The sequence below is a fragment of the Sporosarcina sp. OR05 genome, from assembly GCF_041414805.1.
Lineage (GTDB): Bacteria > Bacillota > Bacilli > Bacillales_A > Planococcaceae > Sporosarcina > Sporosarcina saromensis.
In genome coordinates this window covers 78,402-99,545 of record NZ_JANKJL010000004.1, presented here as the reverse complement: position 1 = coordinate 99,545, position 21,144 = coordinate 78,402, and the positions used below count along the sequence as shown (strand labels likewise).

Genomic DNA, 21,144 nt, shown 5'->3' with positions numbered 1-21,144 from the left:
AACAAGCCTCTTCCTTACGATTTTGCCGATTTCCCATTCTTCGGTTTCGCAAAAATCATTCTTCCAGCAGAAGTTTGCAACACACTCGTAACGACAACATCGATTGTGTTCCCGATATGCGATCTACCTTCTTCAATGACGATCATCGTTCCATCATCCAAGTAAGCAACTCCTTGGTTATGCTCTTTACCGTCCTTGATGACAACGACATGCATCTCTTCACCTGGAATGACGACCGGTTTCACAGCGTTTGCCAAGTCATTTATATTCAACACATCGACACCGTGTAAATCAGCTACTTTATTCAAATTAAAATCGTTCGTCACAACAAGACCATTCATACTTTTAGCAAGTCGCACAAGTTTCAAGTCCACTTCCGCAACATCATTAAAATCTTCATCGGTAATCAAAACACTCGGGCCGTCTTCCGTTTGCAACCTTTTCAACACATCAAGCCCTCTTCTACCTTTCGTCCGTTTCAACGAATCCGACGAATCAGCAATATGCTGAAGCTCTGTCAGCATGAACTGCGGAACAACGAGCACACCTTCAAGAAACCCAGTCGCTGCAATATCAGCAATACGCCCGTCAATAATGACACTCGTATCGAGAATCTTATTGACTTTTGCTTCTGATTGAACAGAAGCATCCGACCCATCCTTCTTCTTTTGGCTACTAGTTCGCATCGCAAATAAAGCATGCAAAAATTCTTCTCGTTTCTTGAACCCTACTTGGAAGCCAAGATACCCAAGCAAGATTGAAAGCAATATCGGAAGAATGGAAGTTATAATCGGGATTTCAATACTACTTAATCCGAAACTGACTAAAAACGCAACACTTAATCCGACAATCAACCCGATTGTCCCAAATAGCAAGTCAAAAATTGGCGCTTTCAACAACAAGTCTTCCATCCACTTAATAAAATTGACGATCGGATCTGCGATGAACAGACCTAGTAAATATAATACAATTGCCCCTAAAACTGCAGCTACATATGGATTGTCAATCATCGGCTGAGAAGTAAAAGAAGATAAAGTAAATAAATACGGTAAAAATAATACGCCGAGTGTCCCTCCTACAAGGAGCAATCCAATTTGCACCACTCTTTTCAACATGCACAACACCTCCATTTCATTATTCAATACTATACATGTTTTTTAGCGCATTCGCTGTTCTGAACCATTGACATCACTTGATTTCCTACTATGGTTAGGACTCTCATACATCCGTCAAAGTTCCTGCCCCCCTTATGCATCCCCCTCTTATTTACAGAACGTCAGGCGCTCGGGTCGCTTTAGGCCAGACGCATAAGGCAAAGAGCGCCTTCTGGTCTTGCCTTCCAGCGCCTGTCGCGCCTAAACGACGTTCTACGCTTTTGAACATTAAAACACTGTTTTTAATGCTTGGCTTACTGTTTCGACGCCTATGACTTCTATTCCTTTTGGGAAGTCCCATCCGCCGATGTTGGAGGCTGGGATGAAGACTCGTTCGAAGCCTAGTTTAGCTGCTTCGATGACGCGTTGTTCAATACGGGAAACGCGGCGAACTTCTCCTGTCAAACCGACTTCGCCTATGAAACAATCTGTCGCCCCCGCAGCCGCATCGCGGTAACTAGAGACGATGCTCACTAGCACTGCTAAATCGATCGCCGGTTCATCCAGTTTTACACCACCCGCAACTTTTATATACGCATCTTGCGCTTGCAGCAGCATCCCCATTCTTTTTTCCAGAACAGCCATGAGCAATGACACACGGTTTTGATCAATACCTGTCGCCATCCGTTTTGGATAATTAAAACTCGAAGGCGTCACAAGCGCTTGGATTTCAACAAGAATTGGACGGGTTCCTTCCATGGATGCCACGACAGTCGAACCCGCTCCGCCTTGGGATCGTTCTCGCAAAAATAATTCTGATGGATTCAACACTTCTTTTAAACCAGACTGCAACATCTCAAAAATAGCAATTTCATTTGTCGACCCGAATCGGTTTTTCACACTGCGCAAAATCCGATACGTATGGTGACGCTCCCCTTCAAAATACAGAACCGTATCCACCATATGTTCCAGTAGCCGCGGACCTGCAATCTGTCCATCTTTTGTTACATGTCCGACGATGAAGATCGCGATATTTTGCGTCTTTGCTATGCGCATTAATTCCGCAGTACATTCCCGCACTTGCGAGACACTTCCTGGAGCTGACGTTACTTCCGGATGATGAATCGTTTGAATGGAATCCGCAATGACAAACTTCGGTTGAACGTCATTAATCGTTTCATGAATCTTGGACAAGTCTGTTTCTGCATAGATATACAATTCATCCGACGTAACACCAAGCCGTTCTGCACGCAATTTTGTCTGTCGAATGGATTCCTCTCCTGATATGTACAATACTCGCTGTTGTTGGTTCGCAAGAAGAGAAGAAACTTGAAGTAGTAACGTTGATTTCCCTATTCCTGGATCGCCACCTATGAGCACAAGGGAGCCTGGTACAATTCCGCCACCTAACACACGATTCAATTCGCCTAGCTCCGTTTTCACCCTCGGTTCCTCTGCCGTCTGAATGGAATTGATTGGTTGGGCCTTTTGATGAACGGTTTCTGTGTGCTGGAATGCACCACGAGGACCTTTACTTACAATTTCAACTTCCTCATCCATCGTGTTCCATTGGCCACAACCTGGACATCTTCCCATCCATTTTGGCGATTCATATCCACAATCCCTACACATGAATTTCGTCTTTCGTTTTGCCATAGTACCCTCCATCTATGAAAAAAGACGGCCCGATTCCGTAGAAATGCGAATTCTACGGAAGGGCCATCCAATTATTGATTTTCCGCCACTGCTTCGCGTTCCGTCTTCACGACGAACTTGTCATCTTCCACATCGACAACCACTTTACCACCTGTCAGAACCGTGCCTTTCAACAGTTCCTCCGATAAGCGATCCTCGACATGTTTTTGAAGTGCACGTCTCAACGGACGCGCGCCATAATCCGGGTCATACCCTTCTGACGCAATCTTCGTTTTTGCTTCATCTGTCAATTCAAGCGTAATATCTTGTTCAGCCAAGCGTTTCGTCAACTCATTAGACATCAGCGTCACAATTTCACGCAAGTGATCTTTTTCAAGTGAATGGAATACAATCATTTCATCGACACGGTTCAAGAATTCCGGACGGAACGCTTTTTTCAGCGCATCCAACATCTTGGACTTCATGCCTTCGTAGTCTTGTTCACCATCTTGAAGATTAAAACCGACATAACGATTTTGCTTCAACGCATCTGCTCCGACGTTAGACGTCATAATAACGACTGTGTTCCGGAAGTCGACCGTACGTCCTTTGGAATCCGTCAATCTTCCATCCTCCAACACTTGCAATAAGATGTTGAATACATCCGGATGCGCTTTTTCAATCTCATCCAGTAAGACAACCGAATACGGCTTTCTACGCACTTTTTCCGTTAACTGGCCGCCCTCATCGTATCCTACGTAACCTGGAGGTGAACCAACAAGTCGGGACGTCGCATGCTTCTCCATATACTCGGACATGTCAATTCGAATCATCGCATCTTCATCACCAAACATTGCTTCCGCTAGCGCTCTTGCAAGTTCGGTTTTACCTACACCCGTCGGTCCGAGGAAAATGAACGAACCGATTGGACGCTTCGGATCTTTCAAACCTGCACGCGCTCTTCGGATTGCCCGGGAAATTGCCATTACAGCCTCACTTTGACCGATGACACGCTCATGAAGCAACTCTTCCATGTTCAACAGTTTTGCAGTTTCCGTTTCAGCAATTTTTGCTACCGGAACCCCTGTCCACATCGCGACGACTTCCGCAATGTCATTCACCGTCACTTCAGATTCTTTTTTCCCTTGTTTCTCTTTCCAAGCCGTTTTCGTCTTTTCGAGTTCTTCTTTCATTTTTTGTTCTTTATCGCGGAATGATGCAGCCTTTTCAAATTCCTGGCTTTGCACCGCGGCATTCTTTTCATGGCGAATCGCTTCCAATTTAGATTCCAGTTCTTTCAAATTCGGTGGCGTCGTATACGAACGTAAACGGACTTTAGAACCAGCTTCATCTATCAAGTCAATCGCTTTGTCCGGCAAGAAGCGATCGGAAATGTATCGATCGGACATCTTCGCCGCAGCTTCAATTGCCTCATCCGTAATTTTCACACGATGATGCGCTTCATAACGATCACGCAAACCGTTAATAATTAGGATCGTCTCTTCCACTGTTGGTTCATCTACATGAATTGGCTGGAAACGTCTTTCAAGCGCCGCATCTTTTTCAATGTATTTTCGGTATTCGTCAAGTGTTGTCGCACCGATACATTGCAATTCACCACGTGCTAACGATGGTTTCAAAATATTGGACGCATCAATCGCCCCTTCAGCACCACCTGCACCTATCAATGTATGCAACTCGTCTATAAATAGAATGATATTACCGGCTTGACGGATTTCCTCCATCACTTTTTTCATCCGGTCTTCAAACTCACCACGATATTTTGTACCTGCAACAACTGTACCCATATCAAGCGTCATGACACGCTTATCTCGCAAGATTTCAGGTACTTCATTGTTAACAATTTGCAACGCAAGCCCTTCTGCAATTGCGGTCTTACCTACACCCGGCTCACCGATTAAGACCGGATTATTTTTCGTGCGGCGAGCAAGTACTTCGATAACACGGGTGATTTCCTTGCTACGACCGATGACTGGATCTAAAGAACCTTCACGAGCGACTTCCGTTAAGTCACGCGCCAGACTATCTAATGTAGGAGTTGAGGCAGATGCGGATGAACTTTGAGAACCGACAGCTGTATCATTACTGCCTAACAATTGAAGAACCTGTTGTCTCGCTCTGTTCAAGCTAACACCCGCATTATTTAACACGCGTGCAGCAACGCCTTCCCCTTCGCGAATAAGCGCTAACAGAATATGCTCCGTGCCAATGTAAGAGTGTCCTAATTTACGCGATTCATCGACAGACAACTCAATGACTTTTTTCGCTCTCGGTGTGTAATGAACGATTGGACCAACTTCCTTAGAACCTGATCCAACAAGGCTTTCGACGCCTTTTTCAATGGTTTCAAAGCTGACGTCGATCGCTTCCAATGCTTTTGCAGCAATGCCGCCACCTTCACGTATAAGTCCTAATAAAATATGTTCTGTGCCTATTGATTCATGTTTCATTCGGATCGCTTCTTCTTGTGCAAGCTGCAACACTTTTTGTGCACGCTGTGTAAAACGATTGAACATCATATGCATTCCACTCCTTTTATTTACCATCTAAACTGTTTTTCGCATGACGCTCACGAAAAAACCATCTCTTTTACTCTATTCAATCAGGCCATCAAGCAACCCAATTCCACTAAATTGACTTTGACTATCTTTGACTTAATTATAATAAAAAGAAAAGTCCCTTGCAAAATACTTGCTTACTTTTCTTTATTATTTTCTTCTTGTTGTCGATCTGGTCGCAACCGTTCCCTGAATAAATTCGCTCTGAAAATATCCCGTTCTTCTGCAGTTAACTCTGCTTTCGCATATTGCTGTAAAAAGCCCGGTTGCATGAAAACCATCAACTCATTCAATATAGACATATCAATGTCTTCGATAATATTTAAATCAATACCGAGACGGACATCCGACAGGCAACGTGCAGCTTCCCCAGATGGTAGTAGTCGAGCGTACGTGATGATGCCGAGTGATCTAAATAATTTGTTTTCCAACGCGACGCGTGACTTGGAGAGCAGTAGTTCCCGCGAACGACGTTCATGGGCAATTAATCGTAATGCCACATTTTTCAAGTCCGCTAAAATCTCTTTCTCCGTTTTCCCTAAAGTCGTCTGATTTGAAACTTGATAAATATTCCCTGGCGCTTCACTGCCTTCACCATAGCTTCCTCTTACAACCATCCCTAGTCGGGTGATTGCAGGAATAATTCGATCGATTTGTTTTGTAATCGTCAAAGCCGGTAAATGCATCATGACGGATGCTCGCATGCCCGTACCCGTATTTGACGGGCAACTCGTCAAGTACCCGAACGCTTCATCAAAAGCGTATGGCAATTGGCCTTCCAAATAATTATCAACTGTATCCGCCTGCTCATAGGCATTTTCAAGTTGGAACCCCGGATAGATACATTGAATTCGGATATGGTCTTCCTCATTCACCATTATGCTAATCGTTTCGTCTTCTGATAAGAGGACTGCACCGTGCCGTTTTGAATCTGTCAGTTGAGGGCTGACAAGATGTTTTTCGACGAGAACTTGTCGATCGAGTAACGGCAGCTCAGACATCTTCATATAGGCATACCCTTTTTCTCCAGAATTAAGCAATGCAGTTGAAACTGCTTCATCGATTTTGTGAGCTTCTTCAGCAGTGAATGCAATTGGGAAGCGATATCCCTTTAAATTTCGAGCTAACCGGATTCTTGTCGACATGACGATATCTGCATGCTCGCCACTCGATTTCATCCAACCGGTAACCGCATCCTCCATGAATTTATCAATTGACATCGCCAACATCACCTCCGTCCGCACATTGCGCCAAGCGAAGTTTCAATGCATTCGCCTCGTCCCTCAATGTGGCCGCATCTTCAAACCGCTCCGCCTCAATCGCTTGTTGCATTTCCATTCGAATTTCCTCTATTTTCTTCTTCAAAGCGAACAATTCATTGAATGAAACAGGAATTTTCCCAACGTGTGTCGTATGGCCATTATGGAGTTTGCTCAAAACACGTGGCAATCGCTCTTTGAACGTCGTATAACAAGTAGGGCATCCAAACTTCCCAACGTCTAAAAACCGTCTAAACGTCAATTGACAATCAGGACACTTTGGCCCCTCCGGTAAGCTATCCCTCGTTTGTTGGAAAGGTTGAACTGAGTCCGTACCGCCAAACCAATGGGAGAGGAACTGTTGAATCGAAAGCGGTTCCTGGTTCGGATCCAAGTGAAACATTTGCGATTGGAATGCGCATTTGTCACACAAATGACGTTCGGTTGTCCCATTCGCATTTTCCTGTGTGAAAATTACGGAAGCCTGCCGTTCTTTACAGTTATCACAATTCATCATCTCACCTCTTCGTCATGCTACGCTTGTCATTTGTATAAGAGTGTCATTAATACCGATTGTAAAACCCGTGCCCGTATGATGTCCCGCTCCGGCAATGGGAAATGGAGCGTATTCCGATCTACAGCCGCTAAGATAATTCTCGCTTCTCGCTCAGAAATAGCTTTCTCCTCGAGCATCCTGAGCACTACATCTTCCGCCATCGTATACGTGACACCTTGATGGATGCTCTCTAAAATATGTTCAATCAATTCTTTGTGCGAGTTTGTTTGAACGCGGTAAATTCGTATATACCCGCCACCACCTCGTTTGGACTCGACAGCATACCCACGTTCTACTGTAAACCGTGTGTTAATGACGTAATTGATTTGGGAAGGAACACATTGAAATTTCTCAGCTACTTCGCTTCGTTTAATCTCAATTGTTCCACTATCTTCTTTTTCGATAATACCCTTCAAATACCCTTCTATAATGTCAGAAATGTTTCGCATATTTTCACCTCTTTCCTCTTGGTGACAAGTCACTGACTTTGACTATCTTTGACTTAATTGTACACGAATAAAACTTGTAAATGCAATTGAAATGCTACCTTCCAGCCATCAAACTCTCTCTTCCATTCAGTCACTATCCCCCAAACTGAGAATTCACAGTCACATTTTGAATGAATACATCATATATTAACAAAGTACTCTTCAACTCTTTTTAGAAACCCCGTAAGAGTTGATGCATACTTTTTTCTTGTTTATAATAGATTTTAGAGGGTAATAAAGTAGTTGAGGATTTTTTTCTGACCTCTTTTTTCCTCGTCACAGAGTTGCGTTCAAGAGGACTGATGAACTGTTGATTGCAAACAATCCCAATTCTTCACCCTGAAGCAATCTGTCCTTTTGAATAGAATTGCGTCTTGATGTATTTACACATAAATTCGAGTGTTCTCGAACAAAACCCTCTACTGATTCACAACATCTAACCGAGGCGTGATTTGGATTTGACAGAACAAAAACCTACAGACACTCTGTCAAATGCACGCAAAACTCTCTTCACGAACCCCAAAACAAAAAGCTCCAGGTACACCCATACCAATGGAGGAGATTTTCAGCATGAACTGGTACGAAAAATTAAGTGAGTATTTCCCGATCGAAGAAATGAAGTCCAAAGAACATATGGACGCCCTATTGAAAGACAAGAAAAACGTCTACATCAAAGAAGAAGGACCGCATCATGTCCTCATGTATGCAGAAACTGAAACATTCATTTTCATCGACTACTTATTTGTCTCCGCTCAATCCCGCGGTGCAGGTCTCGGACGAAAGCTTTTGACATCCTTAAAAGCAAAAGGAAAGCCGATCATTTTAGAAGTGGAACCGGTTGATTACGAAGATACAGACACCGCTAAACGTCTGAAATTTTATGCACGCGAACAATTTCATCACGCGCGACGAATCGGATACAGCAGACGCTCGCTCGCAACCGGCGAACAAACGGAACTCGAAATCCTTTTCTGGTCCCCGACAGACGCCGATGAGGAGACCGTCTACGAAGCGATGAAAACAACATATGAAGAAATCCATACGTATAAGGATGAGACATTTTACGGTGATCAATACGACCCGACCGATAAAGTTTTAGTTTTTGAAAAAGAACGCAAACAAAACATTCTTGAATCCTTTGTAGCAACAAAATAATGAAAAAGCAGCCTCTCCACAGTGAGGCTGCTTTTTCTATGTAGATGAAAATTTCTTCAGTGTTCATAAACGATTAAAACGTTGTTGACGATAGCTGATAGTATATGGGTGTGTTAGGGAAAGAAAATAAAGGAGGAAAAACTTTTTGTTAAAAGCTTTCGATGATTTAAGGAAGCAAAAGGATTTGCGTAGTTTGTAAGTAATCTTCCATGCGGAGAGGATTTTTTTCTACACATGGAAGCTTCATGAATATTCATCTTGTACAAAAAACTGCTCAACTAAAAGGAAGAATTAATGAAATACTTTATATTAAATCCTTATGAAATTTTACAGTTTCAAAGTACATGAACTTCTTCGTTTCTTCTTGATTTTCAGGATGAAGTTCTTTAAACCAATCTGCTTCAAGATCTTCTTCTGCGCATACATCACCTCTCCAAAAAGTAATACCTAATTTTGGAAAAACATACATGAAACCAAATTTGGAATCACTATTTCTAATATAGGGAGAGATAGCATCGAAGTGCTCTATGAGCTTTTCAGCTTTCGTATTAATAACATCAATCCCCTTGTAATTGCAGTAAAAATTAACTCCGCATACTTCCTCAGAACAACGCATATTCCCACAAAACGCCGCATACTTTCTCAAAACGCCACAAAACCATTTTCCACAAAAAAAGTTATTGAATTTCTCAGAATCTATGACATAATGAATGTTATTCTTTAATACGGTACAGTAAAGAAGCACTGTATCTAGGGGGAATGTAAATGGCCGCTACAACCGAAACAAAAAAGAAGGGATTGTTCAACAGATTCCTTGATTTCATTGAGAAGTATGGAAACAAACTACCTGATCCAGTTATGTTATTTGTCTACATCGCGGGTATTATCTTACTTTGTTCGGCAATTTTCGGAGCACTTGGAACGAGTGCGACGAATCCAGGAACGGGCGAAGAGATTAAAGTTGTCAATTTGTTAAATGGTGAAGGGCTCATTATGATTTTGACGAACTTAGTCAAGAATTTTACGAGTTTCCCACCGCTAGGACTCGTTCTCGTCGTCATGTTAGGCGTTGGATTAGCTGAATCGACAGGTTTAATCGGAACGGTCATGAAAACGACGATTTTGAATGCACCTAAAAAGATTATCCTACCGACAATTGTACTTGTCGCAATTTTAGGGAATGCAACAGCAGACGCAGCCATGGTTGTTCTACCTCCTATCGTTGCGATGATTTTCATTGCACTTAGCAGACATCCGATCGCGGGACTTGCTGCAGCATATGCATCTGTCGCAGGCGGTTTTTCAGCTAATCTAATTATTAGTGTACTGGATCCTCTGGTTTATGGATTCACAGAAATTGGCGCACACATTTATGATCCGACCTATTCTGGCAATCCAGGCATGAACTATTACTTTTTAGCCGTTTCTGCATTGCTGCTTGTCCCTGTGGCCGTATTCGTTACAACGAAAATTGTAGAGCCTCGCCTCGGTAAGTATGATGGTGTCACTGAAACATTAGAAGAAGTCACTGCTTTAGAAAAGAAAGGACTTAAATGGGCTGGACTTTCTGTTGCAGTCATCCTCTTGACTGTCTTAGCATTATCTCTTCCGGAAAATGCATTATTGAGACATCCGGAAACCGGTAGCCTGACAACTTCGCCACTAATGGACAGCTTAGTACCAATCATGATGCTAGTTTTCCTTGTACCATCCATTGTTTATGGAAAAATCGTCAAATCCGTCAATAACTCTAAAGATTTTGCAGATCACTTAGCGAAAGCTATGTCTGGTATGGGCATGTATATCGTTATCGCATTTGTCGCAGCACAAATGATTGCGTACTTTAACTGGAGTAACCTCGGTCCAATTGTCGCGATTAAAGGCGCAGAAACCCTTCAAGCACTCGGCTTAAAAGGACTTCCTTTGTTCATCGGATTCATCATCGTGGCTGCACTCATCAATTTCTTAGTTGCAAGTTCGTCTGCAAAGTGGGCAATCCTTGCACCTGTTTTCGTTCCGATGTTCATGATCATGGGCTATAGTCCAGCTTTAACACAAGCTGCTTATCGGATTGGTGATTCCATTACAAATCCGATTACACCAATGCTTGCCTATTTTGCAATCGCGTTAACATTTGCGAAGAAATACGATTCTAAAATCGGAATCGGTACATTCATGACTTCACTGTTACCGTACTCCATTGCGTTCGCCATCATGTGGATCATTCTTTTCGCCGCTTGGTATTTACTCGGTATTCCGTTAGGACCTCAAGGCGAATTATTCATACAGAAATAAAAGAAGGGTCGCTCCGCACATGGAGCACCCTTCTTTTTGTATACTTTTCCTTCCAACTATACACATCTCAAATTACTCGATTGTAATGTTCGTCATCTCTTTGACTGGTAAGAAAAGCTCGCCTGTCGCCAAGTACGTAATTGCTAAACGATCTCCTTCTTGCACATATATTGCTAAAGGAACTACTTCAGTTGAAACAACATAGTTCGTTCCGTCATCCGACAAGATAGATACGATGGTGAAATCTCCCGCACGTTCCTTATAGACACGCAAAACAGTTGCAACCGTCTTTTCTTCTTTTGCACTTGAACTACCATCAACAGAACTGCCTCCACGTTGTAAAGCTGCTTTGTACAGCTTCAACGCTTCATTCGGTGAGTTTGCAAAAACAGAGATTTCAGGATTAGCAGCCGATACGATAAAGTAATGTTGTAAGAAACCGTTTGAGTCAAGTACTGGCGTAAGCCAACTCGCTTCTCCATAGAAATTGTAGAGAACCGGCATTTCCCCCGTCCATTTCTTCTCAATAAATTTCTTCTCAATAATTTGAAGAGCCCCTTGTGAATCCATATACGATTCTTCCAGGTTACCAGTGTAGTAAGTCGCTTTGCCCGTACGCCCATCCGTTAAAGCATAACCTAACATCGAGTCAACTTCTTCTTTTGGACTTGTGAAATCCGTAAAATAATACATATGACCATTTTCATCGAAGATCGGACTGACATTCGATTCAGTTCCTTCATCAGAAGGCAATTTCACATCTTTTTTCCCGACAATTGAATTCCAGAAACCATGAACATACTTTCCAAAATAACTATTTTGCAGACTGACTGCTTCTGGTGAAACAGCGCCATCGATGTAATCAGGAATTTCGTTTAATCCAAACTGCTCCACTTCCCCAGTTTTAGGGTCCACCATTACAATCCCGTGGACGTCAAATCCATTCCTTGCTGTGATGAATTCTCCGTAAGACCTAATATAATGCGGCTCACCTTCGTCATCAATTTCAAGTTGTACATCCCCGTAAAAAATGAGATTTGGGAATTCCATCCGCATATGCCGCTCTACTTGTTTGTGGAAAAACGAAGAAGGCGTATAGACCATTTCCGACTTCACAAACTTAGGGTTATCAGCTGAATCCGTAGCACTCATTGTGAAATAGCCTGGTGTTGTCTTACCATTCAACCATTTAAAGAAACCCGAGAATTCAACAGGAGCAATGTACACAAACTCCCCATTCACTTTTTGAATTTGCAAATGACCCAGCTCGTAAAAGCTTGTATTCGGCACTTGCCCAAATGCTTTTTTCATTTTATTTCTTGCAAATTTCGGTGGTACACTTGCTGGTGTCTTTGTTTCATCAAACGCCTTAATCTCAACTTGCTGATCCATCTCTACCGCTTGAAATTTTTGGTCAGCATTAAAAAGTGGTGCACTCAAAATATACACACTTATTAACAATGCGCCTACAAATAAGATACCTTTGACAGACCGTTCTCTCCCGGTAGCAAACACTACGCCGGCGAGTGTAGCAACAAGAACGAATGCCCATAACGACGTCCAGTTTCGATCTAAATTCATTAGGTAATAGACGCCAAAAGTAAGTATCGATAGTAGTAACGTTGTAGATAAAATAGCCGTGATACGGTTAAATTGAACTTTATTGGATTCTGAAGATCCACTAGAGATCGGTACAACTATGACCGCAAATGCCACACCTGCAGCGATCGAAAATAGTAATAAATCGATCATAAAACCACTCTCTTCTTTTAATAAATTTGTATGTAAGTTACTATACGGATGTATAGCCATTTCGTTTCATTCGAATGAAAAAAGCTATCTGGAACAGGCAATTTTCTCACCTGTCAGATAGCAAAATAATTAACGTAATTCCACAGCTTCTCTCTTCAACGGTTCCAAATCAATTTCAAAGCCCATATCCTCAAGCATTTGCCGATCACGATCACTCTCTTGACCCGCTGTCGTCAAATAATCGCCGATGAAAATTGAATTCGCCGGATAGAGACCAAATGGTTGAAGTGATCGTAAATTCACTTCACGTCCACCGGAAATCCGAATCTCTTTTGTCGGGTTGATGAAACGGAATAGACACAACACTTTTAAGCAATAGCGCGGCGTCAATTCGTTCGTCCCTTCAAGCGGCGTCCCATCTACGGCATGCAAGAAGTTGACAGGGATCGAATCTGCGTCCATCGCATGCAAACTTCTCGCCATCGCGAGTACGTCTTCCTTTGTCTCCCGCATACCAACTATGACACCTGAACACGGTGAAATGCCCGCTTCTTTTGCCAATTCCACTGTATTCACGCGATCGTCATACGTATGCGAAGTTGTAATGCTTTCATGATGCGCTGCGGATGTGTTGATGTTGTGGTTATACCGATCGACACCCGCTTCCTTGAGCCGTTTTGCCTGCTCCGGCTTTAGAATACCGAGACATGCACAAACGGTCATGTCTTGGTGCTTCGCTTTAATTTCCTTAACGGAATCAATGACAATCTCTAGTTCACGGTTTACCGGTCCCCGGCCGCTCGCCACGATGCAATATGTCCCCGCATTGACAGAAGCTGCACGTTCAGCACCAGCCACAATTTCTTCTTGCTTCATCATCGCATACTTTTCAATCGGTGCTTTTGATACGATCGACTGCGCACAATAGCCACAGTTTTCCGGACAGAGCCCTGATTTTGTATTGATAATCATATTTAACTTCACTTTGTTGCCATAATAGTGCTTTCGAATTTTATACGATGCGTGTAAAAGCGGCAATAAGTCTTCATCCGGACTGTTTAAAATGGCCAGCCCTTCCTCATCCGTCAACGTTCCCCCAGCTAACACCCGCTCTGCCCATTCCTCATAATTTGTCACGTCGTACGCCTCACTTTCAATACTTTATACATGCGGTGCCCAAAAATTCCTGCGAGCACAGACAATATAATATCTTTCGGTAGTGGTGGAATCATCCAAGCCCAAGCGACCTTGTATGTAAACACATCAGGAGCAGCCGCCCAAAGTTTATAAGCTGCATACATCCAATTTGTACCGATTAAATAATTGATTGTCATTCCAAAAAGACTAGCGAAAACGTAGCTTCGTAAACTTCCGTTCTTCTCAACAATTTTACCTACCACATACGCAACAAGGATATATGAAAGGATAAAACCAAAAGTTGGCAGTAAAATCGCACCAAATCCTCCATTGAATTTCGCAAACACAGGTGCTCCAGCTAATCCGACAAACATGTAAACTGTCATAGAAATCGCACCTAAGCGGCTTCCCAGTATGAGTCCTGAGAGAACTGCAAAGAATGTTTGTAACGTAATTGGCACGCCCCCTACGACCAAGAACGGAACAAACGACGTAATATTTGCACCAATCATCATCAATGCGGCAAACATTCCGCAATAGACAAGGCTTAATGCACTCATTGTGCTTTTAGGTTTCACTGTAGTTGTTGTCATCGTACACCTCTTATTTGTTAAGTTATCTATTTCAGAATAAAAGTTAACACATTTTGTGTCAACCTATTTTTTATATCAGTTAACCTAAATAAAAAAATCGACGGTTAGTTAACCATCGACTTCACTTCGTTATTGACCATCTTCGCTTTTCGGGAATAAAAAATGTGCGATTACACCACTTAAGATGGCAGCTCCAATTGTAATCCACACACGTGATGTACCTGGTACTTCTTGAAAATTCTTATGTAGCATATACCATGCGATCCCCGCCACTAATAATGCAATCGGGACTGTAAATTTAAAAATCCTCACTACCTTCACCTTCCACTCTTTGTTCTACAATCATTCTATCATGATTAGCCAATTTGTCGGATACAAGACTATACAATTTCACTTGTAATTCTTATTAAACATCGAGTTTCCTCTCTAAGCGGACGCGTTTCGCTTGCACACCTTCAATCAAGGAAACTGTGAAGGGGAAGCTTCACCTTAATTTCTTTAATTTCAGAAATTAATGCGGCAGTTTATTTCTTCACTTAGCTCATTCCAGGGTTTTCAGCTCGCGCTGTTCTTGCAGGAAATACCGTAACGAAGTATGACTTATACAAACAAAAGCTTAGCGTTGAGAGCTCACCTTTGTACATCGCCGTCTTCTACAATCCCTGCGAACGTTTTCTAAAGATAAGAGGCAAATAAGTTATCGGTACAAACTAGTTGGCTGGAGTGCAGGCGCCGACTCCTGCGGGGGAATAGCACGAATGGTGAGACCCCGCAGGGAAAGCCGTCACGCAGAACGGCTTTTGCGAGCAAAAGCGTAGCGTTGGGAGCAAGGATGCCTTAATTTCTGCAAAGTACGCAGAAATACGGCAAATCGAACTCTTCGTTGTTCGATTGGCTCACCCGTGCCCCGCGGAAAGCGTGCGCCGGAACGCAAGCCAACGGTTTCAAAGAAGTCTACTTGTAAAAGTGGTTAATCAACAGACCCGATAAACGAAACCCCTATTGACGGATTGACCAATTAGCGGTATGATGTGTTAAATTATTCGAACAACTGCATATCATTTTCTTATCTAGAGAAGCTGAGGGACTGGCCCGAAGAAGCTTCAGCAACCAGCCGTTAACGGTCAGGTGCTAATTCCAGCAGGTCTTTCGCGGCCTGGCAGATGAGAAGGTAGCGAGCCATCGCATTTTCAAAGCCTTCTTTTCGAGAAGGCTTTTTTCGTTTTCATACAGGTCTGACTTATTAGAAGAAGGGATGAATTCACAATGAACTTACTTGAGAATCTAAAGAACAATGTATTGGTAGCGGATGGTGCGATGGGAACTGTGCTTTATTCGCACGGAATTGATTTTTGCTATGAAGAATTAAACGTTGAGAAACCTGAAATTATAGAGAAAATCCACCTTGACTATATTGCAGCAGGCGCAGATATCATTCAAACAAATACATATAGCGCAAACGCCCTGAAACTTGCCCGCTACGGTATGGAAAACCGGGTGAAAGAATTTAACGAGGCAGCCATTCAAATTGCGAAACGTGCAGCTGCACAAGGCAACCAATACGTACTTGGGACAATCGGTGGTTTGCGTGGTATCCGAAAAAGTGATGCCTCACTTGCTGACGTATTAGCGATTGTCCGAGAACAGGCAGATACATTATTAGCAGGCGATCCTGATGGCTTGCTGCTCGAAACGTATTACGATTTTGAAGAACTCTCTACAGTTGTTAAAGAACTTCGTAGAATGACGGATCGACCGATTGTGGCACAAGTTTCTATGGATGAACCGGGTGTCTTACAAAACGGCTTGCTGTTAAATGATGCATTGCACCAACTAGAAGCGATCGGTGCCGATGTTGTCGGCGTCAACTGTCGTTTAGGACCTTACCATACGATCCAAGCATTTGAAAAAGTGACATTGCCTGAACGAGCGTTTCTTTCTGCCGCTCCAAACGCAAGCTTACTCGATGTGGAAGACGGCCGCATTGTCTACGTATCAGAAGCGGATTACTTCGGCCGCGCTGCTGCTCTCCTATGTGAAGAAGGTGTTCGTCTCATCGGCGGGTGCTGCGGAACGACACCAAAACATATTGCTGCAGCCAAAAAACATTTGAGTGGGCTTGCACCTATTACAAAAAAAGTCGTTACCCCTGAAAAACCGATCGTTATTCGGGAAGCGGACCCTGCTAAATACGAACCGTTACATGAAAAAGCAAAAACGACTCGAACTGTCATCGTTGAGCTTGATACGCCAAGACATTTGGAAACCGAACAATATTTCATCGGCGCCAACCAATTATACGATGCAGGTGTAGATGCCGTGACGATGGCCGATAATTCACTTGCCTCTCCACGCATTAGCAATATGGCGATGGGTTCAATTATGAAAATGCAACATAACGTTCGTCCACTTGTTCATCTGACGTGCCGTGATCATAACTTGATCGGTTTGCAATCGCATTTGATGGGGCTTGATGCACTCGGCATCCACGATATTCTAGCTGTCACTGGCGATCCGACGAAAGTTGGCGACTTCCCAGGTGCAACAAGTGTGTATGACGTATCCAGCATGGAGTTGCTACAACTGATTAAGCAATTGAATGAAGGCATTTCATTCACAGGCAAGCCATTACGGAAAAAAGCGAAATTCTCCGTCGCAGCAGCGTTTAACCCGAACGTCCGCGTATTGGACCGGGCCGTTCAACGATTGGAAAAGAAAATTGAGTGCGGAGCGGATTATTTCATTACCCAGCCGGTATATACGAAAGAGAAAATCGTGGACATTTATGAAGCGACAAAACATTTGGAAACCCCAATCTTCATTGGCATTATGCCTTTGACAAATATACGGAATGCAGAATTTCTGCACCACGAAGTGCCAGGGATTAAATTATCAGAAGACGTGCTCGAGCGGATGAGAGCATGCGGGGATGACCGTGAGAAAGCGACAAGAGAAGGCGTCGCGATTGCCAAAGAACTGATTGATACAGCAGCAGAGCTCTTTAATGGCATTTACATTATTACACCGTTCCTGCGCTACGATATGTCGCTGGAACTGATTCAACATATTAAGGAACTTGACGCAGAGAAAGAGAGGAATGTTGTCCATGCCTAAGCACCTGATTGAAGAACAACTTGAGAAAAGAATACTCCTTTTGGATGGCGCAATGGGCACGATGCTCCAAGCTGAGGATTTGTCTGCTGATGATTTTGGTGGCGAGGAATATGAAGGGTGTAATGAATACTTGAATTTATTGCGCCCCGACATCCTGGATAAGATCCACCGCGGGTATTTAGAAGCGGGGGCAGACGTCATTTGCACGAATACGTTTGGGGGGACCCCTCTCGTTCTAGATGAGTTCAGTCTCGGCCACCGTGCAGTAGAAATTAACAAGAAGGCTGTGGAAATCGCGAAAAAGTGTGCGGTCGATTACTCGACACCAGAGTGGCCGCGTTTCGTCGCCGGAGCGATTGGACCGACAACGAAGACGTTATCCGTCACCGGTGGAATCACTTTTGATAAGCTATCGGAGGATTTCTACGTACAGGCAAAAGCTCTGATTGAGGGTGGCGCAGATCTGTTATTGATGGAAACGAGTCAAGATATGCTGAACGTTAAAGCAGGGACGATTGGCATTAAACGGGCGTTTGATGAAACTGGTATCGAGTTGCCGATCATGATTTCAGGAACAATCGAGCCGATGGGTACGACGCTTGCGGGACAGAGCATTGAAGCATTTTACATTTCCATCGAGCATATTAAGCCGTTATCTGTCGGGTTGAACTGTGCAACTGGCCCTGAATTCATGACAGATCACCTACGTTCGTTATCGGAGCTGGCGACGAGTTTTGTGACGTGTTATCCGAATGCTGGTTTACCTGACGAAGAAGGTCATTACCATGAGTCACCAGAGTCTTTATCACAAAAGCTGAAAGGGTTTGCTGAAAAAGGTTGGTTGAACATGGTAGGTGGGTGTTGTGGTACGACGCCGGATCATATACGGGTATTGCGGGAAACGGTTGATGGATTAACGCCTCGACAAAAACCTGAAGAGATAAGAGATCATGCGGTTTCAGGAATCGAACCATTGCTCTATGACCCGTCTATGCGCCCGTTGTTGATCGGTGAACGGACGAATGTGATTGGTTCACGGAAGTTCAAGCGATTGATTGTCGAGGAAAAATTCGAGGAAGCATCTGAAATTGCCCGTGCTCAAGTACGTGGCGGTGCACATGTACTCGACATTTGCTTGGCGAATCCGGATCGCGATGAGCTGGAGGATATGAAGAAGTTCATGCAGGAAGTCGTGAAGAAGGTAAAAGTTCCGCTCGTCATAGACTCAACAGATGAAAATGTCATCGAAGAAGCGCTGAAGTTTTCACAAGGGAAAGCGATCATTAACTCCATCAACTTGGAAGACGGTGAAGAACGGTTTGATGCGGTCATGCCGCTCGTCAAGAAATTCGGCGCGGCTGTCGTCGTTGGGACGATCGATGAAATCGGTATGGCGGTCACTCGCGAACGGAAACTTGAAATTGCTGAGCGGTCGTATAATCTGTTAGTGAATAAATGGGGATTGGCACCTGAAGACATCATTTTCGATCCACTCGTCTTCCCTGTCGGTACGGGTGACGAACAATATATCGGTTCAGCAGTCGAAACGATTGAAGGGATCCGGTTAATAAAAGAAAAAATGCCACGAGCGTTAACGACGCTTGGGGTAAGTAACGTGTCGTTTGGGCTGCCACCGGTAGGGCGTGAGGTTTTGAACGCGGTGTATTTGTATCATTGCACGCAGGCAGGACTCGATTACGCGATTGTTAACACAGAGAAGTTGGAGCGTTATGCGTCCATTCCTGAAGCGGAAATCAAGCTGGCGAATGATCTTTTATTCACGACGACGGATGAGACGTTGGCAGATTTCACGGATTTCTACCGGGATAAGAAGAAGGAGAAGACGGAGGATGACATTCCGAAGACGGTTCCTGAGCGTTTAGCGTATTACGTAGTAGAGGGGACGAAAGAAGGGCTCATTCCTGATTTGGAGGCAGCGCTAGAATTGTACGACACGCCGCTCGATGTAATTAATGGGCCGTTAATGGAAGGAATGGCTGAGGTCGGTCGGTTGTTTAATGATAACCAATTGATTGTTGCTGAGGTGTTACAAAGTGCCGAGGTGATGAAGGCTTCCGTTTCCTTCTTGGAGCAGTTCATGGAGAAGAAAGAGGACGATTCGGGGAAAGGGAAGATCGTGCTCGCGACGGTCAAAGGGGACGTGCATGATATCGGAAAGAACTTGGTCGATATCATTTTGAGTAATAATGGGTTCAAAGTGATCGATATCGGCATCAAGGTGACGCCTGCGACGTTAATTGACGTCATTCGGAAGGAGAAACCGGATATTATCGGGTTGTCGGGATTGCTTGTAAAATCTGCTCAGCAAATGGTCATTACGGCGCAAGATTTCAAGGCGGCGGGAATTGACACACCGGTGATGGTTGGTGGCGCTGCATTGACAAGGAGATTCACGGAGACGAAGATTGCGCCTGAATATGGCGGACCAGTCATTTATGCCAAAGATGCGATGCAAGGGTTGGATTTGGCGAATCGGTTACAAAGTGGCGAGAAAGAGGCGTTGTTGCTCGAGATTTCCGATAAGCAAGAGAAGCGTTTGGAGTCGGAAGCTGTCCGCGCTACACGAGATACGGCGGTGGCGGTATTGCCAAGGCCTGTGAAAACCGTCCGAGAAGATGTGCCTGTTTTTGTGCCGGCTGATTTGCGCCGTCGTGTGATGAAAGAGTACTCGGTGTCCCATTTGTATCCATATGTAAACATGCGGACGTTGATCGGCCATCATTTAGGGTTGCGCGGAAATGTGGATAAAATGTTGGCGAATCGCGAAGAGCGTGCCGTTCAGTTGCATGAAATGGTGACGGGTTTCCTGGAGTCTGGGAAATTGTCGGCTTCAGGTATGTATCAATTCTTCCCTGCGCAGGCAGATGGGGATGACGTCATCATCTATGATCCTGTTGACGAGAAAACAGAAATTGAGCGTTTTACATTCCCAAGACAGAGCAAAGATCCTTTCCTTTGTCTGGCAGATTTTTTGAAGCCGGTCGATAGCGGCCAGATGGATTATGTGGCGTTTATGCAAGTGACGGCTGGGCATGGTGTCCGAGCGTATGCGAATGAATTGAAAGCGCAAGGCAAGTTTTTGGAGAGCCATGCATTCCAAGCAACAGCTCTTGAGCTTGCAGAAGGCTTTGCGGAGCGTGTCCATCAGGAAATCCGCGATCAGTGGGGCTTCCCGGATGCAACGGACTTCACGATGCGTGATCGTTTTGCAGCCAAGTACCAGGGGCAACGTTTTTCATACGGCTATCCGGCTTGTCCAAATCTTGAAGATCAGGCAAAGTTGTTCGGTTTGTTGAAACCCGAAGACATTGGTGTCCATTTGACGGAAGAGTTCATGATGGAGCCTGAAGCGTCAGTTTCCGCGATGGTATTCGCTCACCCAGATGCACGGTATTTTAATGTAGATTGAAGTGTAGGCTGCCTTTCCTTTTTAGGAAGGCGGCTTTTTTCTATAGGCGGGTAGTTG

Annotated in this window: 15 protein-coding genes and 1 riboswitch; of the genes, 4 read left to right on the top strand and 11 right to left on the bottom strand. The window is 44.0% G+C overall.

The window, feature by feature from the left end; all coding sequences use genetic code 11:
• Positions 1-14 precede the first annotated feature (14 nt).
• From NRI27_RS08915 to NRI27_RS08890, 6 genes are all read right to left on the bottom strand, one after another.
• A complete protein-coding gene (locus NRI27_RS08915; protein ID WP_317943730.1) occupies positions 15-1,115 on the bottom strand; it encodes a PIN/TRAM domain-containing protein in 1,101 nt (366 codons plus the stop codon).
• Positions 1,116-1,382: 267 nt separating this feature from the next.
• Positions 1,383-2,750 (bottom strand): DNA repair protein RadA, encoded by a 1,368-nt coding sequence (gene radA, locus NRI27_RS08910; protein WP_317943731.1) that lies wholly within the window; start codon positions 2,748-2,750, stop codon positions 1,383-1,385.
• A gap of 71 nt (positions 2,751-2,821) precedes the next feature.
• A complete protein-coding gene (gene clpC / locus NRI27_RS08905) occupies positions 2,822-5,269 on the bottom strand; it encodes an ATP-dependent protease ATP-binding subunit ClpC (RefSeq protein ID WP_371390403.1) in 2,448 nt (815 codons plus the stop codon).
• Between the two features lie 176 nt (positions 5,270-5,445).
• Positions 5,446-6,528, bottom strand: coding sequence for a protein-arginine kinase McsB (gene mcsB / locus NRI27_RS08900; RefSeq protein WP_317943733.1), 1,083 nt, complete (start codon positions 6,526-6,528; stop codon positions 5,446-5,448).
• Complete coding sequence (locus NRI27_RS08895) at positions 6,518-7,081, bottom strand: UvrB/UvrC motif-containing protein (RefSeq protein ID WP_317943734.1); 564 nt, start codon at positions 7,079-7,081, stop codon at positions 6,518-6,520. Before NRI27_RS08895 ends, mcsB begins: the two co-directional genes overlap by 11 nt.
• 29 nt (positions 7,082-7,110) lie before the next feature.
• Entirely contained in the window at positions 7,111-7,572 is a 462-nt protein-coding gene (locus NRI27_RS08890; RefSeq protein WP_317943736.1) for a CtsR family transcriptional regulator, read from the bottom strand.
• Positions 7,573-8,181: 609 nt separating this feature from the next.
• On the opposite strand from NRI27_RS08890, the gene NRI27_RS08885 reads away from it, so the two are divergent.
• Entirely contained in the window at positions 8,182-8,766 is a 585-nt protein-coding gene (locus tag NRI27_RS08885) for an N-acetyltransferase (protein ID WP_317943738.1), read from the top strand.
• Between the two features lie 304 nt (positions 8,767-9,070).
• Here NRI27_RS08885 and NRI27_RS08880 read toward each other — a convergent pair whose 3' ends face one another.
• Complete coding sequence (locus NRI27_RS08880; protein ID WP_371390402.1) at positions 9,071-9,412, bottom strand: hypothetical protein; 342 nt, start codon at positions 9,410-9,412, stop codon at positions 9,071-9,073.
• A 119-nt stretch (positions 9,413-9,531) separates the two neighbouring features.
• Here NRI27_RS08880 and NRI27_RS08875 point away from each other — a divergent pair, with 119 nt between their 5' ends.
• Positions 9,532-11,061, top strand: coding sequence for an AbgT family transporter (locus tag NRI27_RS08875; RefSeq protein ID WP_371390401.1), 1,530 nt, complete (start codon positions 9,532-9,534; stop codon positions 11,059-11,061).
• Positions 11,062-11,133: 72 nt separating this feature from the next.
• On the opposite strand, the gene NRI27_RS08870 is transcribed toward NRI27_RS08875, so the two are convergent.
• The 4 genes from NRI27_RS08870 to NRI27_RS08855 form a co-directional block, all read right to left on the bottom strand.
• The gene (locus tag NRI27_RS08870) at positions 11,134-12,813 is read right to left on the bottom strand and encodes a hypothetical protein (protein WP_371390400.1); all 1,680 of its coding nucleotides are present in this window, start codon (positions 12,811-12,813) and stop codon (positions 11,134-11,136) included.
• A gap of 129 nt (positions 12,814-12,942) precedes the next feature.
• On the bottom strand, positions 12,943-13,950 hold the full coding sequence (gene bioB / locus NRI27_RS08865) for a biotin synthase BioB (RefSeq protein ID WP_317943743.1): 1,008 nt from the start codon (positions 13,948-13,950) through the stop codon (positions 12,943-12,945).
• Positions 13,947-14,543 carry a biotin transporter BioY gene (locus tag NRI27_RS08860; protein WP_371390398.1) on the bottom strand — a complete coding sequence of 199 codons (597 nt, stop codon included), beginning with the start codon at positions 14,541-14,543 and terminating at the stop codon, positions 13,947-13,949. Before NRI27_RS08860 ends, bioB begins: the two co-directional genes overlap by 4 nt.
• Positions 14,544-14,672: 129 nt before the next feature.
• Positions 14,673-14,855 (bottom strand): histidine kinase, encoded by a 183-nt coding sequence (locus NRI27_RS08855; protein WP_317943746.1) that lies wholly within the window; start codon positions 14,853-14,855, stop codon positions 14,673-14,675.
• Between the two features lie 751 nt (positions 14,856-15,606).
• A riboswitch (SAM riboswitch) is annotated at positions 15,607-15,713 on the top strand.
• Positions 15,714-15,809: 96 nt separating this feature from the next.
• On the opposite strand from NRI27_RS08855, the gene NRI27_RS08850 reads away from it, so the two are divergent.
• Both NRI27_RS08850 and metH read left to right on the top strand, forming a co-directional pair.
• The gene (locus NRI27_RS08850; protein ID WP_371390397.1) at positions 15,810-17,657 is read left to right on the top strand and encodes a bifunctional homocysteine S-methyltransferase/methylenetetrahydrofolate reductase; all 1,848 of its coding nucleotides are present in this window, start codon (positions 15,810-15,812) and stop codon (positions 17,655-17,657) included.
• Positions 17,650-21,087: a methionine synthase gene (gene metH / locus NRI27_RS08845; protein WP_371390396.1), complete on the top strand. Its 3,438-nt coding sequence runs from the start codon at positions 17,650-17,652 to the stop codon at positions 21,085-21,087. The genes NRI27_RS08850 and metH overlap by 8 nt, the downstream gene beginning before the upstream one ends.
• Positions 21,088-21,144 lie beyond the last annotated feature (57 nt).

What these genes read in the sequence shown, in the direction of transcription:
- NRI27_RS08890 (WP_317943736.1), bottom strand. Translation starts at nt 7,572, where the DNA reads ATGCGAAACATTTCTGACATTATAGAAGGGTATTTGAAGGGTATTATC.
- metH (WP_371390396.1), top strand. Translation starts at nt 17,650, where the DNA reads ATGCCTAAGCACCTGATTGAAGAACAACTTGAGAAAAGAATACTCCTT.
- mcsB (WP_317943733.1), bottom strand. Translation starts at nt 6,528, where the DNA reads ATGTCAATTGATAAATTCATGGAGGATGCGGTTACCGGTTGGATGAAA.
- clpC (WP_371390403.1), bottom strand. Translation starts at nt 5,269, where the DNA reads ATGATGTTCAATCGTTTTACACAGCGTGCACAAAAAGTGTTGCAGCTT.
- NRI27_RS08885 (WP_317943738.1), top strand. Translation starts at nt 8,182, where the DNA reads ATGAACTGGTACGAAAAATTAAGTGAGTATTTCCCGATCGAAGAAATG.
- NRI27_RS08915 (WP_317943730.1), bottom strand. Translation starts at nt 1,115, where the DNA reads ATGTTGAAAAGAGTGGTGCAAATTGGATTGCTCCTTGTAGGAGGGACA.
- NRI27_RS08850 (WP_371390397.1), top strand. Translation starts at nt 15,810, where the DNA reads ATGAACTTACTTGAGAATCTAAAGAACAATGTATTGGTAGCGGATGGT.
- NRI27_RS08895 (WP_317943734.1), bottom strand. Translation starts at nt 7,081, where the DNA reads ATGAATTGTGATAACTGTAAAGAACGGCAGGCTTCCGTAATTTTCACA.
- NRI27_RS08860 (WP_371390398.1), bottom strand. Translation starts at nt 14,543, where the DNA reads ATGACAACAACTACAGTGAAACCTAAAAGCACAATGAGTGCATTAAGC.
- NRI27_RS08870 (WP_371390400.1), bottom strand. Translation starts at nt 12,813, where the DNA reads ATGATCGATTTATTACTATTTTCGATCGCTGCAGGTGTGGCATTTGCG.
- NRI27_RS08875 (WP_371390401.1), top strand. Translation starts at nt 9,532, where the DNA reads ATGGCCGCTACAACCGAAACAAAAAAGAAGGGATTGTTCAACAGATTC.
- radA (WP_317943731.1), bottom strand. Translation starts at nt 2,750, where the DNA reads ATGGCAAAACGAAAGACGAAATTCATGTGTAGGGATTGTGGATATGAA.